The following is a 14,719-nucleotide window of genomic DNA, read 5'->3' as shown; positions in this document are numbered from 1 at the left end:
CCCTGGGGTAATGGGTCCTGGCTTTCGCCAGGACGACGGTGGGGAGAGAGTTGGGCCATGGACCGCGAATTCCTGATCGACCTGTTCGCCGATTTCGGCCCGGTCACCATCCGCAAAATGTTCTCCGGCTACGGTATCTCCGCCGACGGCATCGATTTCGCGCTGGCCCTGCGCGCCGGCCTGTTCTTCCGGGCCGACGAGGTGACCATTCCTGAGTTTGAGGCCGAAGGCTCAAAGCCGTTCCAGTATTCGACCCGTGCCAAGACCGTGCTGGTGAATTCCTATTGGGAGTTGCCGGCGCGGCTGTTCGACGATTCCGAGGAGCTGGCGCAATGGGCGAGGGCAGCACTCGCCGCCGCCCAGCGCGCCAAGGTGAAGAAGCGGCCGAAGGGGAAGAAGGCGGCAGGTAAGCCGGCGAAGAAGGTCGCCACGAAGAAATCCGCGGCGAAGAAGCGATCGGCCAAGAAGGCAGCCAAGAAGACGGTGCGGTAGGGTGGGCAAAGCGTCCGCCGTAGCTCGAAGCGCGAAGGCGAAGCGTGCCCACCATTCAGGACGACAGTGTGGGAACTGGTGGGCACGGCGCGATGCGCCTTTGCCCACCCTACAGCAGCTGCTGAAGACCTACGCCACGCGGTTGTGCGTCTCGACCGCGTATTCCGGATCGACTTCACAGATCACGCGGTTGCGGCCGTTGCGCTTGGCGGCGTAGAGGCAGGCATCCGCGCGCTCGATCAGCGCGTCGGTGTCGTCGCCCTGCTTGAGCAGGGAGACGCCGACAGAGATGGTGACGCGGCCGAGGATCTCGCCTGTCGACTTCTTCTTCAATTCCTTCGCCATCACTGCGCGGCGGATGTGGTCAGCCACCGTGAGCGCCTGGCGCAGCGCGGTGTTGGGCAGCACGACCGCGAATTCCTCGCCGCCATAGCGCGCCGTGATGTCCTGGCCCTTGATGGTCTGCTTCAGCGACAGGCCGACCAACCGCAGCACCTGGTCGCCGGTGAGATGGCCGTAGGAATCGTTGAACGACTTGAAATGATCGATGTCGAACAGCAGCAGCGACAGCGGCTCGCCGGAGGCGAGCGCGCTCTGCACGGCCATGCCGATCATGCGGTCGAAATATTTGCGGTTGCCGAGGCCGGTGAGCGGATCGGTCAGGCTCTCGGCGCGGATTGCCTCCAGGCTCTGCTGGAGGTTGCTGATCTCGTTCTTCGACAGCGTCAGGCGACCTTCCAGCGCCTTGTTGGCCTCGCGCATCTCGCTGGTCGAACGCAGTAGCGTCTCGACAATCGCCTTGATCTGGTCGCGGCTCTTGGCTGACGACAGTTTCTCGGTCGCACCCGACAGGCTGGCGTCGTAGGCGCCACTCATCCCAAGCGCATCGCCGAGAACCTTCATCACGTCGTCGATCTCGCCGATGACGCGCGCGCCGACCTTGTCGATGCGATCGGTGGTCTTGATGTGGGAGAGATAGGTCTCGTAGATCTGCTCGAGATCGGCTTCGGTCAGCTTGCCGTTACGCGCCAGCGTCTCGTTGATGATCTTGTTGAGCGGTGCGTTGTAGCCGGTGGCGTAGACGTACCAGATCTCGTAGTTGCGGGGGATTGCCGTCTGCCGAAGCGATCGGATCTGACCGAGCGCTACCTCGGCGAACGCCATCGTGCGTTCGTGTTCATCGAGAACCTTGACCACGGAACATACCCCACAGCGGTCGGTGCGCCCGCGACCGCAGCAATGCTTAAATTATGTTCGTAGGCTAACGGACGATCGTGAACGCCCCGTAAATATACGTTCACGAACCGTCTAAAAAAGTGTGGAGCAGTATTTTTGCAACCGAAACCTGGAGCGCGTCGGCGCTTCAGGCGCCGGCGGGGGAGCGGACCGGCCGCGGCCGAAAGGCCGGCAGGTGCGAGTGATCGCCCGGCTCGCTGTCGACCTCGCGCTGGCGGCGCGGCTCGGGACGGCCGATCGAGGGCACATGCGACGCATTGGCCTGCGAACGCGCGCCGTGACGCGGCTCGGATCCGCGCTTCTCTTCGGGACGATGCCTTGCTTCGGACGGCTGTCGCGCCTCGCGCGGCTCGTGGCTGCGCTCACGGTCGTGACCGCGCCGCTCGCCGCGCTGCGGCTTGCCGCGTCCGCCGCGTGAACGTTCACGGCCGCGCTGCTCGCGCGGACGCTCGGTCCCGTCGGCGACCTCAGCGTGGACTTCGTAGTCGCCCTCGGCGCGCGGAATGTTCTGGCCGATCAGCTTCTCGATCGCCGCCATCGATTTCTGGTCGAGCGGCGTCACGATCGAGATCGCGGTGCCGGTGCGGCCGGCGCGGCCGGTGCGGCCGATGCGGTGAACGTAGTCGTCGGCGTGATGGGGAACGTCGAAATTGAAGACGTGGCTGACCTCGGGAATGTCGAGGCCGCGGGCGGCGACGTCGGAGGCCACCAGCAGCGGCAGCTCGCCCTTGCGGAACTGATCCAGCGCCGCCATGCGGGCCGGCTGGTCCATGTCGCCGTGCAGGGCGCCGACGCTGAAGCCGTGCTTCTGAAGCGATTTGTGAACGATGGCGACTTCACGCTTGCGATTGCAGAAGATGATCGCGTTCTTGAGGTCCTTGGCCTCGCGCAACAGACGGCGGAGCAGCTCGCGCTTCTCGTGCGCCTCGCGTCCGGCGGGCACCTGGGCCTGGGTGACGGTCACGGCGGTGGTGGCGGGCCGGGAGACTTCGACCTTCTGCGGATTGTGCAGGAAGGCCTCGGTGATGCGCCGGATCTCCGGCGGCATGGTCGCGGTGAAGAACAGCGTCTGCCGCGTGAAGGGGACGAGCTTGCAGATGCGCTCGATGTCGGGGATGAAGCCCATGTCCAGCATGCGGTCGGCTTCGTCGATGACGAGCAGCTCGACGCCGGTGAGCAGGAGGCCGCCGCGCTCGGTATGGTCGAGCAGGCGGCCCGGCGTTGCGATCAGCACGTCGACGCCGCGCATCAGCTTGGCATCCTGATCGCCGAAGGAGACGCCGCCGATCAGGAGGGCGACGTTGAGTTTCTCGCCGGCGCCGTAGCGGTCGAAGTTTTCCTTCACCTGCGCCGCGAGCTCGCGGGTCGGCTCGAGGATCAGCGTGCGCGGCATGCGCGCCCGGGCTCGGCCCTTTTCGAGGATGGTGAGCATCGGCAGCACGAAGGCGGCGGTCTTGCCGGTGCCGGTCTGGGCGATGCCGAGCACGTCCTTGCGTGCGAGGACGTGGGGGATCGCCTGTTCCTGAATGGGGGTGGGGTTGGTGTAACCGGTGGCCGCCACTGCGGCGAGGACTTTTTCGGACAGTCCGAGATCTGAAAAGGACATTGAGCCTCTGGTCGAAACCGCCGTTCGGAATCGAGGGTAACTAAGGCTGTCGCGTTCCACCCCGAAACGGCGCGCTCTCAAAGAAGCTGGGGGTGCTGACTCACGCGAACAAAGCGCCAGGCTCGGGAATCGGTCTTCGATCTGAGCCGCGTCGCCCCGGAACATAGGCGGGAATCCGCCAAAGTCAATGGAGCGGGCGCGGGAAGACCCTAAAAAGCCTGAGGTTTTTGCCCAAATAGCGGGCGCGGCTGGGGTTTTCCGCCCAATCCCGGGGGCTCGGCGGAGCCGGCAAACGGCGGCTAATGCCTCTCCCGATCCTGGGCCCGGAAGTCGCCGGGGGCCATGCCATAGGCGGCGTTGAAGACGCGGTAGTAGGTTGCCAGGCTCTCGAAGCCGCAGGAGGTCGCGATATCGGCGATCAGCCGCTCCGGGGCCTCGCGCATCAGGCGGCGGCTCTGTTTCAGGCGCTCGTCGGTCACGGTCTGCGAGAAGCTCTTCTCCGCCGTCTCGAACAGCATATGCAGGTGACGCACGGAAATGCCGAGCAGGTCGGCCACCATCGTCGGCGCGAGCTTGGGGTCTTGCAGATGGCGCGCGATCAGGCGCCGGGCCTGCGAGTGGCGGGCGGTCCGCAGTGCGGCCTGTCCGCGGCGGCTGCCGGGCCGCAGGATGCCGCGCTCGATCAGCGCCAGATGGGCGAGTGCCTGGACGAGGGAGGTCGCATCGGCAGCGCCGCCATTCGCCGCGGCCTCGTCGAGATCGGCGAAGCAGGCGCCGAGCAAGGGCGCCAGGGTGGGATCGTCAAAGGTCCGCGGTGCAAGCTCGCGCATGCGCTTGTCCTGGGCCGGGATGCTGCTCACCGGGATCTTCAGGATCCGCAAATGGAAGCCGCCTGCGCCCAGCGGCGCAGTGCGATAAGGCAGGTCGGTATGGCTGGTGGCGAAGCTGCCGTTCGCGATCGCGAAGTCGCTGCCGCGCATGCCGCCGAACCAGCCGCCGCTGCCAAGCTGCTGGTAGACGCAGATAGCGTCGCCCGGCGCGGAGGCGATGTCGGATGCGCTGCGCTCGACGGTGTAGGGTGAGGCCTTCAGCTCGACGAGGCCGGCGCCGCCGAGCTGGCGCAGCGAGAATTCGCCGAAGAAGTCGGCGCGGCGTTCGCGCGCGAGCTCGGCGGTGACGCCGAACAATCCCTTGGCACGCACCTCGCGCCAATAGTCGAAGCGGTCGTGCGGCTCGACCTCGTCGGTGCACCAGCGATACACGGCAGCCCCCTTCAACGGAATGCAAAAGAAAAAGCAGATTCCGACGGAATCTGCCATAGGGCCGATGATGGAATCGGGGACCAAGGCCCTTGAACCGTCGATATGGCTGGGCCGACTATCACATCAACGGCCGGGTTTGCCATGAACGACCGTTCGAGGGGATCGGCGTGGGGCCGTTCTGCAACGGGAAATATTACGATGACGCGTCGGCTTTTCAGAATTCTGGCGGCACTCGGCCTGGCAGCGGGCCTGAGCGGCCTCGCGCTTCCCGCGCATGCCGAGAAGCGCGTCGCGCTCGTCATCGGCAACAACGACTACAAGAATGTGCCGAAGCTGCTCAAGGCGGTCAACGACGCCCGCACCATGGGCGATACGCTGAAGCAGCTGGGCTTCTCCGTGATGCTCGCCGAGAACCAGAACCGGCAGCAATTCTCCGAGACGCTGCTTGCCTTCGACAAGGCGATTGAGCCCGGCGACACCGCGTTCTTCTTCTATGCCGGCCACGGTTTCGAGATCGCCGGCCAGAACTATCTGCTGCCGACCGACGTTCCGGCGGCGACGGAGGGGCAGGAAGAGCTGGTGCGCGACGCCTCCATCCTGGCCGACCGCATCGTCGAGCGCCTTCAGAACAAGAAGGCGCGGACCTCGATCCTGGTGTTCGACGCCTGCCGCAACAATCCGTTCGAGCGCAAAGGAACCCGCGCGGTCGCCGGCGGCGGCGGGCTCGCTCCGATGACGCAACTGCCGGAAGGCGTGTTCTCGGTGTTTTCGGCAGGTCCCCGCCAAACCGCGCTCGATCGCCTCTCCAACGACGACGCCAATCCCAATTCGGTGTTCACGCGTACCTTCGCCAGGGAGCTGCTCAAGCCTGGCGAAAATCTCGTGCAGGTGGCGCAGCGCACCCGCCGCGCCGTCGAAAATCTCGTGCAGGTGGCGCAGCGCACCCGCCGCGCCGTCAGTGAGATGGCCGATACCGTGAAGCACAAGCAGGTGCCGGTCTATTTCGACCAGATGGTCGACGACGTGTTCCTCAGCGGTCTCGCCAAGGATGCCGCCGCGCAACCGGACGTTCCGCCGCCGCAGAAGCTCGCGGCGCTGCCGCCGGTGTCGGTGCCGCGCCTGCCGAAGGAGGAGACCACCAACGCGCCGATCGCGAGCTTCTCGCGGCACAATGGCGGCTGGAGCGTGGTGTTTTCCTTCGCCGACCCGACGCTGGGCATTTCCTGGCGCATGGCCGGCAAGGGCGATTTCCGTGAAACCGGCTTCATCGACACCCTCGATCCGCGCACGCGCAAGCGGATGCCGAACCCGTCGATCGAATTGCCGCCGGATGCGCAAGCCGGCACCATCGAGGTCCGCTATGTCGATCAGTCCGGCGACATGCAGGGGCCGTTCCCGATCAGGTTCGATCCCGAGGCCGCGCTGATCCGCGACCAGCGCAAGATCCTCGACATGACCTCGACGAGCTGGCTGTCGTTCCGCGAGTTCAATGGGCTGCTGGTCTACTACACGCATCTCGTGTCCTACCGCTGCGCCATCTGCGAGGTGCGCATCGGCATCGACACCGCCGTGCCCAACCAGGTGCTGAAGATGCCCGCTTGCGACATGCGCGATCCCAGCGCGATCAGCGCCGGCATGCCGCTCTACATGAAGCTCGCCCCGGCTACGCAGTTTGTCTCGGTGGAGCTGACCTATCGCGACGGCAGCGTCTCGGAGATCAAGAGTTTTCGCAGCGCGAACCGCAGCAATAATTGAGGTCTTCGTCGGCCGCGGCGTGATGAGCAGAAGACGGAACAACTCCTGCTGACCTGACTTGGATTGTCTGTCAAACCAGGGAGACGATTCATGATCCGCAGATCCATCTTCGTAACGATCGCTTGCGTTGCACTGTCGACGGCCGCCTTCGCTCAAGGGGGAGGCGGTGCTGGCGGCGGAGGTGCGGGTGCAGGCGCAGCGGCAGGTACAGGTACCGGCGGCGCCAGCGCGGGATCTGCGGCCAGCCCGGGTGCCGGAATGGGCACGTCGTCCAGCAGCGCCAACTCCAGGCCGTCGGCTCCCTCCGGGATGGGGACGCATGACACCACTACGGGGGCCAACGTCAACACCAACATCGGTCAGCCCAATCCGAACGTTCAGGCTCCAACCGCAAACGCTAAGACGCCGGCAGCAGCGCAAGCCGAGCGAAACATGGGGGTCGGTCATGCGACGAATGGGTTGCCGATCGGCAGTCCCGGCACCGGGACCAGCAACGAGGACCAGAAATAATCCGGTCCCGATTTCAGGCAAGGCCCGCGCTCTGCGGGCCTTTTTTATCAGGCGCTTGTTTGCTGCTGGAAACCGCGGTGGGCTTTTCCCTGCAAATTGAGACTGCCTTCGGCCTGAATCGCGTTAGTATCGTCCGGCATATCTTGATCGATATTCACATCGCGGATCGCGGCGGCAATGACATCCGACCAACAACCAAACCGGACCATGAAAGTCCGCTGCTGCATCGTCGGCGGCGGTCCGGCGGGCATGATGCTCGGCTATCTCCTGGGCCGCGCCGGCATCGACGTCGTGGTGCTGGAGAAGCACGCGGATTTCTTCCGCGACTTCCGCGGCGACACCGTGCATCCCTCGACGCTTCAGGTGATGGACGAGCTCGGCTTGATCGACGGCTTCCTGAAGCTGCCGCACCAGCGCTTGCAGAAGATGGATGGCCTGTTCGGCGGCACGCCGGTGCGCGTCGCCGATCTCAGCCGGCTTCATACCAAGTACCCCTTCATCGCCTTCATGCCGCAATGGGACTTCCTGAATTTCTTGCGCGAGGCCGGCAAGCACTTTACCTCGCTCAAGGTGATGATGAGCACGGAGGCCGTCGATCTGATCCGCCGCGGCGAGACGCTGACCGGCGTGCGGGCGAAGACGCCCGAGGGCATCATCGACATCGCGGCCGATCTCACCATTGCCTGCGACGGCCGGCATTCGACGGTGCGCGAGCGCGCCGGCCTTAAGGTCGAGGAGATCGGCGCGCCAATGGACGTGCTGTGGTTCCGCGCTGGCCGCAGACCCGACGAGACGGAGAGTGTGTTCGCGCGGATCGAGCCCGGCAAGATGATGATCACCTTCGACCGCGGCGATTATTGGCAATGCGCCTATGTCATCGCCAAGGGGCAATTTGATGCGGTGAAGGCGAGGGGATTGCAGGCGCTGCTCGATGACGTCGTGCGCATGGCGCCGATCCTTCGATCCGGCATCGCGGAGGTGAAGAGCTTTGACGACATCAAGCTGCTCACCGTCGCGATCAACCGTCTGACGCGCTGGACATTGCCAGGCCTGCTTCTCATCGGCGATGCCGCGCACGCGATGTCGCCAGTCGGCGGCGTCGGCGTCAATCTCGCCGTGCAGGACGCGGTCGCGACCGCAAACCTGCTGGCCGACAAGATGGAGCACGGTTGTCCATCGGAGAACGAGCTCGATGCGGTGCGACGCCGGCGCGAGTTCCCGGTGAAGATGACACAGCGAATGCAGGTCATCATGCAGAACAACATCATCAGCGGCGCCTTGCAGCCGGGCGACCGGCCGCTGAAGGTGCCGCTGATCTTGCGCCTCATCACCGCAGTGCCCTGGCTCCAGGGCATTCCGGCGCGCCTGCTTGCGCTCGGCGTTCGGCCCGAGCACGTCCAGTCGAAGGCCGCGCCGCCATCGTAGCGCAAGACATCGCTAGGGATAACGCTGCGTTAAAGCGCGCGCGGCGCGTTGCGCACGTGCAACAGCACAAACGGATTCTCGGGCCACCGCGTGTCTATCTTGTCACGTTAACCGTGTTGATTTCAATTTTAGTAAGAGCCGTCTGTGACCGTGCGCCCATCAAAGGACACGGGGTGTACCATGCGTAATAAATTGATTGCCGCCTTCGCCTGCACGACCGCTCTGGTTTCGACCGGCGCCGCTTCCGCCGCCGATCTTGCTGCGCGCTACACGAAGGCGCCGGCCTATGTCGAGCCGCTGTTCAACTGGACCGGTTTCTATGTCGGCGGCCACATCGGTGGCGCATGGACCAACGAGCAGTTCATCAACAACGGGACCGGCGCGGCGTTCGGCGATTTGCTCCCGGGAGAGGGCTATCGTCAGCGCAACTCGGGCGTCATGGGCGGCGCGCAGATCGGCTACAACTGGCAGGCCAACAACTATGTGTTCGGCGTGGAAGGCACGATCTCCGGCCTCGACAACAAGGGTACGGTCGTGAACACCGCGTTCGCCCCGGCGAACGACGTGTTCTCCTGGCGGGCCAATGTGCTGGCGACGATCGTCGGTCGTGCCGGCTTTGCCGTGCAGAACAATCTCTTCTACATCAAGGGCGGTTATGCGGGGGTCAACAACCGACTCTCGGTCACCGACCCGGTCGTAGCGGGTACGGGCGGACAGACTCACTGGGCCAATGGCTGGACCGTCGGCGCCGGCTGGGAATACGGCATCACCCGCAACTGGATCGTCGGCCTCGAATACAACTACGCGGCCTTCGGCAGCCAGACTTATCAGCTCGGCGGCACGGCGGGCAATTACACCTTCGATGCCAAGCCGCGTGACATCCAATGGGCCGTCGTGCGCGCGAGCTACAAGTTCGACGCACCGACCATCGCCCGCTACTGAGCACGTCGACGCAACGCGACCAACGATCAAAAAAGAGCACTGCCAAAATTTCAAAAGTCCCGGCTTCCACCGGGGCTTCTTTTTGCGTGCAGTGTTGTGGTGCAGGCCTAGCGTCAGGCCATCACCGAGAAGCCGCCGTCGACGGGGATCGCGGTTCCCGTGACGAAGTTCGACGCGGGCGAGGCGAGGAATACGGCGATGCCGGCGAAGTCGTCGATGTCACCCAACGCCCCGCGGGCGTGCGCGCGAGCACGCGCTCGTGCAGCCCCGAGACTTGCTGCCGCGCGCCGCGGGTGAGGTCGGTGTCGATCCAGCCCGGCAAGATGGCGTTGACCTGGATGTTGTCGGGCGCCCAGGCGTTGGCGCAGGCGCGGGTGTACTGCACGATGCCACCCTTGCTCGCCGCATAGGCGGTCGCGAAGCTCGCACCGAAGATCGACATCATCGAGCCGATGTTGATCACCTTGCCGTTGCCGGACGCCTTCAAGGCTGGATAGGCCAGCTTCGAGCACACGAACGCGCTGGTGAGGTTGGTGTCGATCACCTTGTTCCACTCGTCGAGCTCGAGCTCGTGCGGGGGCTTGCGGATGCTCATCCCGGCATTGTTGATGAGGACGTCGATGCGGCCGAGCTCCCTGATGACGCGGTCGACCATGGCCGCGACGGCGGCCGTGTCGGTCACGTCGGTGGTGATGGCGATTGCTTTTACGCCGCGCTGGCTGAGATCGGCCACGGCGGCGGCGGACTTGGCTTCGTTGCGTCCGACCACGGCGATGTCGGCGCCGGCGTCGGCAAGGCCGCGGGCCATGCCGAGCCCGATGCCGCCATTGCCTCCTGTTACGACAGCGACCTTGCCGCGAAGATCGAACCGGCTGGATGTCATGCTTTTATTCCCTGGTTTCTTCTATTGGTTGCTTTGCCAGATCAGCACCAGCCCGAAGCCGGCCATGGCTGCGCCATAGCCGGCCCATTGTAGCTGGTTGACCATGAAGCTCGATCGCGGCCAGGCAAGCGTGCCCGTGCCCTGTCCGATCCAGAGCAGCCCGACGGCAGTCGCAAACAGGCCTGCGATCAGCAGAAATCTGCGCATGCATTCCTCCCCATCGATCCGCTTCTGTCGCGACACGGCGATGAAGGATCGCCGCCGCCGCGAAGCTTGAGCGCACACTAACCGTAGCTTCGGTTCGGATACAATGGCGGTGCCGGGACAAGCCGGCGTGCGGGGAGGAGGCTATGCTTCTGGACAAGCACTCGAGCCAAAGGCGATCAGGGATGCCGATCGGCGGCGGTGGAAGCGCAGCCTCGTCGATGCATACACCTCGTTGAGGCGTGCGTCGACCGCTGACAAGTCCACAACGAAAAAGCCCCGGACGATGCCGGGGCTTTGACGTCTGAATATAAGATCAGATCAGTACTTCGCGACGACCGGACCGGTCCAGTTGAAGCGGTAGACCAGCGAGGTGCTGATGGTCTGCACCAAGGGCTTGAAGCTGATGGAGTCGGTGGTCACGAGGTTGCCGACGTCGGTGCGGACGGCAATGTCCTTACGATCGTAGTAGGCAGCACGATATTCGGTCTTCATGAACCAGCCCGGCGCCGTGATGCCGAAAATGTTCAGATTGTTCTCGACGCCACCGCCGACGAACCAGCCATTGCGGTTGAACGAGTCGGTGTGGAAGCCCGAAGCCGTCCCGGCGAGATTCGTCAAGCCAGCGCCCGACCAGTGCGATCCAGTGTAACCGCCATTGACGTAGGAGAGAACATTCGGAGCAACCAGATAGCCGAGGCGAACACCCGCAGCCCAAGCGTCCTGCATCTTGATGCGGCCGGTCAGCGCAGCAAACTCATCGTTGATGCTGCCGCGCAGGCTGCCGAACTGACCATCGGCGAACACGCCAGCCACCCAGGTACCGGAGAACTGCCAGTCGTAGCCGGCACCGACCGTTCCAAACCAGCCATCGCCGCCAACACGCTGATCGATCGTCACGGGAACGCCAACGAAGTTGGTGTGGGAGTTCGCATCCCAGACGCCGCCGCCGGCGCCACCGAAGATGTAGAAGCCGGTCCAATTGGCGACCGGCGCGGGCACCGGAGCCTTCGCGTAGGGACGGGCAGCAAGGTCAGCGGCCGAGCCGAACCGGTCATTGCCGCAACCGCGGTCAGAGCGAGCAAAGTCTTCTTCATGTTAAAATCCCCAACCTTGGTCTGTCGTAGCCGGCGCGAGCGCGCTGTAAGTTCGTGTGATCTGATACCCGGACTATAGACGTTTCCGGCCGAAATGCTGTTGCTGGGCAGGCACACTCGCCGGAAAACGCCGATCGGCAGAGATCTGCTTTGAGAGGACCATTTCATAAAATAACTACATCCTATCAATGGGTTGGATGCTAGTGGTGTAAACTTGGAGTCTGGCAACCTCTCGTTAACGAAATCGGCTTCGTCCGGAATGGAGGCAATCCTGCCTCAGCTTTGGTTCCCGTGAGTTGTTGGCCGAGTCGCAGCGCGAAGGGTGGGAATCAACCGCGTCCTGGCGGAACCGCCGGCAAGGTCGTCCTCACAAACGAAAGAGCCCCGGCGGTCAAACCGGGGCTCTTGATGGGATGCGGCAGCGTGAGGCTGGCGGATCAGACGTCCAGCAGTTCCTCGCTGGCAAATTCGGCCTTGTCCGAGATGAAGGCGAAGCGCGCCTCGGCCTTGGTGCCCATCAGGCGTTCCACCGAATCCGCGGTGGTGTCGCGATCGTCGGCAAGCAGCACCACCTTGAGCAGCGTCCGCTTGCCCGGATCCATGGTGGTTTCCTTGAGCTGCGCCGGCATCATCTCGCCGAGGCCTTTGAAGCGGTTCACCTCGACCTTGGCGTTGGCGTTGAACGCGCTCTTGATCAGCTCTTCCTTGTGCTTGTCGTCGCGCGCATAGACCGATTTGGTGCCGTGGGTCAGCTTGTAGAGCGGCGGCACCGCCAGGAAGAGGTGGCCTTCGTCGATCAGCCGCGGCATCTGCCGGTAGAAGAAAGTGATCAGCAGCGAAGCGATATGTGCGCCGTCGACGTCGGCGTCGGTCATGATGATGATGCGCTGGTAGCGCAAATCCTCTTCGCGATAATGCAAGAGCTGGCCGCAGCCGATCGCCTGCACGAGATCGGAGAGCTGGGCGTTGGCCGTCAGCTTGTCCTTGCCGGCGGAGGCGACGTTGAGGATCTTGCCGCGCAACGGCAGCACGGCCTGGGTCTTGCGATCGCGCGCCTGCTTGGCGCTGCCGCCGGCCGAGTCGCCCTCGACGATGAAGAGCTCGGAGCCTTCGGTGCCGGCATCGGTGCAGTCTGCGAGCTTGCCAGGCAGACGCAGCTTCTTGCCTGCAGTCTTGCGCGCAGTCTCCTTTTCCTGACGCCGGCGCAACCGCTCCTCGGCGCGGTCGATCACGAAGTCGAGCAGCCTGTTGGCCATGTTCGGATTGCCCGACAGCCAGTGATCGAACGGATCCTTCATCGCCTGTTCGACGATGCGCTGCGCTTCTGCCGTGGCGAGGCGGTCCTTGGTCTGGCCCTGGAATTCAGGCTCGCGCACGAACACCGAGAGCATCACGGCGGCGCCGACCATCACGTCTTCGGAGGTGACGGACGCCGCGCGCTTGCCCTGACCGACGCGCTCGGCGTGATCCTTCAGGCCGCGCAGCAGCGCGCTGCGCAAACCCAATTCATGTGTGCCTCCATCGGGCGTCGGCACGGTGTTGGTGTAGGAGGAGAGAAAACCGTCGGCATCGGCGGTCCACGCCACCGCCCATTCGCAGGCGCCATGGGCACCGTTACGGCCGGATTTTCCGGAGAAGATGTCGGGATGCACGAGCGTGTCGGCGTGGATCGCCGCAGCGAGATAATCCTTGAGACCGCCGGGGAAGTGGAACGTCGCCTCCGCCGGCACGTCCTCGACGCCCTTGAGTAGCTCGGGCGCGCAGTTCCAGCGGATTTCGACGCCGCCGAACAGATACGCCTTCGAGCGCGTCATCTTGAACAGGCGCTGCGGCTTGAACGAGGCCTTGGCGCCGAAAATGTCGGTATCGGGCTTGAAGCGCACGCGCGTGCCGCGGCGGTTGTTGACCTTGCCGAGATCCTCGAGCTTGCCCTTGGGGTGCCCGCGCTCGAACGTCATGCGGTAGAGCTTTTGGCTGCGCGCGACCTCGACCTCGAGGCGCGAGGAGAGGGCGTTCACCACGGAGATGCCGACGCCGTGCAGACCGCCCGAGGTCTCGTAGACCTTGGAGTCGAATTTGCCGCCCGAATGCAGCGTGCACATGATTACTTCGAGCGCCGACTTCTTCGGGAATTTCGGATGCGGATCGACCGGGATGCCGCGGCCGTTGTCGGTCACGGTCAGGAACCCGTCCGCGCTCAGATCGACCTCGATGAAGGTCGCGTGCCCAGCCAGCGCCTCGTCCATGGAGTTGTCGATGACTTCGGCGAAGAAGGTGATGCAGCGCCTTCTCATCGGTGCCGCCGATATACATGCCGGGTCGGCGCCGCACCGGTTCCAGGCCCTCGAGCACCTCGATGTCGGCCGCCGTGTAGTCGGCTTCCCCGCCGCTTCCGCGCGAGGCCGTCTTGGCGGCGGGCGCGCGGGACTTTGGCCCGTCGGCGCCGAACAGATCGTCTTTCGCTTTGGTTTTCAACTGCTTGGACATATTCTTGATACGTTTTGAGGGCCGCAGGAGCGGCGAATCGGTTAGGCCGACTATGCCACTTCTGACTCGGAAAGGTTACATCTGGGCCTGTCGGGCCGTGTGGTTGGTTGCCAATCTCGGCGATTTTACGCCGCAGACCCGCCAAGTCCCGGCAATTTGACGTCCGGACCCATCCCTAACCGGGCTTTGTGACTTGATGTCACACAAGCCCTTGGCTTACCAGTCCTTTTCATCGAGCAGCACCTTGAGACAGGGCGGAAGGCTAATCTGGAATGGAGCAGTTTGCGCACGCCCTTGCCGACTTCGTGCGCGCTCACCAGGCTTGGGCGGCGCCGATCGTGTTCCTGCTCGCCTTCGGGGAGTCGCTTGCCTTCATCTCGCTGCTGGTTCCGGCCTGGGGCGCGCTGGTGGGGATTGGTGCGCTGATCGGGGTGAGCGGCATCAGCTTCTTTCCGGTCTGGATCGCTGGCGGCCTTGGCGCGGCGCTGGGTGACTGGGTCTCCTACTGGTTCGGCTACCGTTACAAGGAGAGCGTCGCCCAGATGTGGCCGCTCTCGCGCTATCCGGAACTCCTGCCCAAGGGCGAGGTCTTCGTGCGGAGCTGGGGTGTGCCCAGCATCTTCATCGGCCGCTTTTTCGGCCCCTTGCGCGCCTCGGTGCCGCTCGCAGCCGGCATCTTCGAGATGCCCTATTGGAGCTTCCAGGTCGCCAATTTCGTCTCGGCACTGGTCTGGTCCGCGGCACTGCTGCTGTTCGGCGACGTGATCGCAAAGCTGATGGAATGGATCTGGCGTCTCCTCTGAGACCGTGAACCTTGACG

The 14,719-nt window shown here is 64.2% G+C and carries 11 protein-coding genes and 3 pseudogenes; 6 read left to right on the top strand and 8 right to left on the bottom strand.

Going from position 1 to position 14,719, the window contains the following annotated elements:
* The first annotated feature begins 57 nt into the window (after window positions 1-57).
* Window positions 58-492, top strand: coding sequence for a TfoX/Sxy family protein (locus tag ACSKB8_RS32915; protein ID WP_438108600.1), 435 nt, complete (start codon window positions 58-60; stop codon window positions 490-492).
* A gap of 129 nt (window positions 493-621) precedes the next feature.
* On the opposite strand, the gene ACSKB8_RS32910 is transcribed toward ACSKB8_RS32915, so the two are convergent.
* From ACSKB8_RS32910 to ACSKB8_RS32900, 3 genes are all read right to left on the bottom strand, one after another.
* Window positions 622-1,689, bottom strand: a complete 1,068-nt coding sequence (locus ACSKB8_RS32910) for a GGDEF domain-containing protein (RefSeq protein WP_130219627.1) — start codon at window positions 1,687-1,689, stop codon at window positions 622-624.
* 166 nt (window positions 1,690-1,855) lie between these two features.
* Entirely contained in the window at window positions 1,856-3,334 is a 1,479-nt protein-coding gene (locus tag ACSKB8_RS32905; protein WP_438108598.1) for a DEAD/DEAH box helicase, read from the bottom strand.
* 299 nt (window positions 3,335-3,633) lie between these two features.
* Window positions 3,634-4,596 (bottom strand): helix-turn-helix transcriptional regulator, encoded by a 963-nt coding sequence (locus ACSKB8_RS32900; protein ID WP_438108596.1) that lies wholly within the window; start codon window positions 4,594-4,596, stop codon window positions 3,634-3,636.
* A gap of 198 nt (window positions 4,597-4,794) precedes the next feature.
* Between ACSKB8_RS32900 and ACSKB8_RS32895 the strand changes: the two genes are divergently transcribed.
* Together ACSKB8_RS32895 and ACSKB8_RS32890 are read left to right on the top strand one after the other, a co-directional pair.
* Entirely contained in the window at window positions 4,795-6,351 is a 1,557-nt protein-coding gene (locus ACSKB8_RS32895; protein WP_438108595.1) for a caspase family protein, read from the top strand.
* A 90-nt stretch (window positions 6,352-6,441) separates the two neighbouring features.
* Entirely contained in the window at window positions 6,442-6,861 is a 420-nt protein-coding gene (locus ACSKB8_RS32890; protein WP_438108593.1) for a hypothetical protein, read from the top strand.
* Between the two features lie 47 nt (window positions 6,862-6,908).
* Here ACSKB8_RS32890 and ACSKB8_RS32885 read toward each other — a convergent pair whose 3' ends face one another.
* Window positions 6,909-7,070 carry a hypothetical protein gene (locus ACSKB8_RS32885; RefSeq protein ID WP_438110921.1) on the bottom strand — a complete coding sequence of 54 codons (162 nt, stop codon included), beginning with the start codon at window positions 7,068-7,070 and terminating at the stop codon, window positions 6,909-6,911.
* Between ACSKB8_RS32885 and ACSKB8_RS32880 the strand changes: the two genes are divergently transcribed.
* On the top strand, window positions 7,039-8,286 hold the full coding sequence (locus ACSKB8_RS32880; RefSeq protein WP_438108592.1) for an FAD-dependent oxidoreductase: 1,248 nt from the start codon (window positions 7,039-7,041) through the stop codon (window positions 8,284-8,286). The genes ACSKB8_RS32885 and ACSKB8_RS32880 overlap by 32 nt on opposite strands.
* A 180-nt stretch (window positions 8,287-8,466) precedes the next feature.
* Window positions 8,467-9,228 carry an outer membrane protein gene (locus ACSKB8_RS32875; protein WP_438108590.1) on the top strand — a complete coding sequence of 254 codons (762 nt, stop codon included), beginning with the start codon at window positions 8,467-8,469 and terminating at the stop codon, window positions 9,226-9,228.
* Between the two features lie 113 nt (window positions 9,229-9,341).
* Here the strand turns inward: ACSKB8_RS32875 and ACSKB8_RS32870 are convergent.
* The 4 genes and pseudogenes from ACSKB8_RS32870 to parE form a co-directional block, all read right to left on the bottom strand.
* A pseudogene (locus ACSKB8_RS32870) lies at window positions 9,342-10,036 on the bottom strand (SDR family NAD(P)-dependent oxidoreductase).
* A gap of 96 nt (window positions 10,037-10,132) precedes the next feature.
* Window positions 10,133-10,318, bottom strand: coding sequence for a hypothetical protein (locus tag ACSKB8_RS32865; RefSeq protein ID WP_091888160.1), 186 nt, complete (start codon window positions 10,316-10,318; stop codon window positions 10,133-10,135).
* A gap of 318 nt (window positions 10,319-10,636) precedes the next feature.
* Window positions 10,637-11,412: pseudogene (locus ACSKB8_RS32860) on the bottom strand (outer membrane protein).
* 437 nt (window positions 11,413-11,849) lie between these two features.
* Window positions 11,850-13,899 (bottom strand): annotated as a pseudogene (gene parE / locus ACSKB8_RS32855) (DNA topoisomerase IV subunit B).
* A 272-nt stretch (window positions 13,900-14,171) separates the two neighbouring features.
* On the opposite strand from parE, the gene ACSKB8_RS32850 reads away from it, so the two are divergent.
* Window positions 14,172-14,702 carry a DedA family protein gene (locus tag ACSKB8_RS32850; RefSeq protein WP_091887936.1) on the top strand — a complete coding sequence of 177 codons (531 nt, stop codon included), beginning with the start codon at window positions 14,172-14,174 and terminating at the stop codon, window positions 14,700-14,702.
* Window positions 14,703-14,719 lie beyond the last annotated feature (17 nt).

This window comes from Bradyrhizobium sp. BR 1432, from assembly GCF_051547705.1.
Classification (GTDB): Bacteria; Pseudomonadota; Alphaproteobacteria; order Rhizobiales; family Xanthobacteraceae; genus Bradyrhizobium; species Bradyrhizobium zhanjiangense.
Note: the sequence above shows the minus strand (reverse complement) of the source record. Positions and strands in the feature narration are given on the sequence as shown.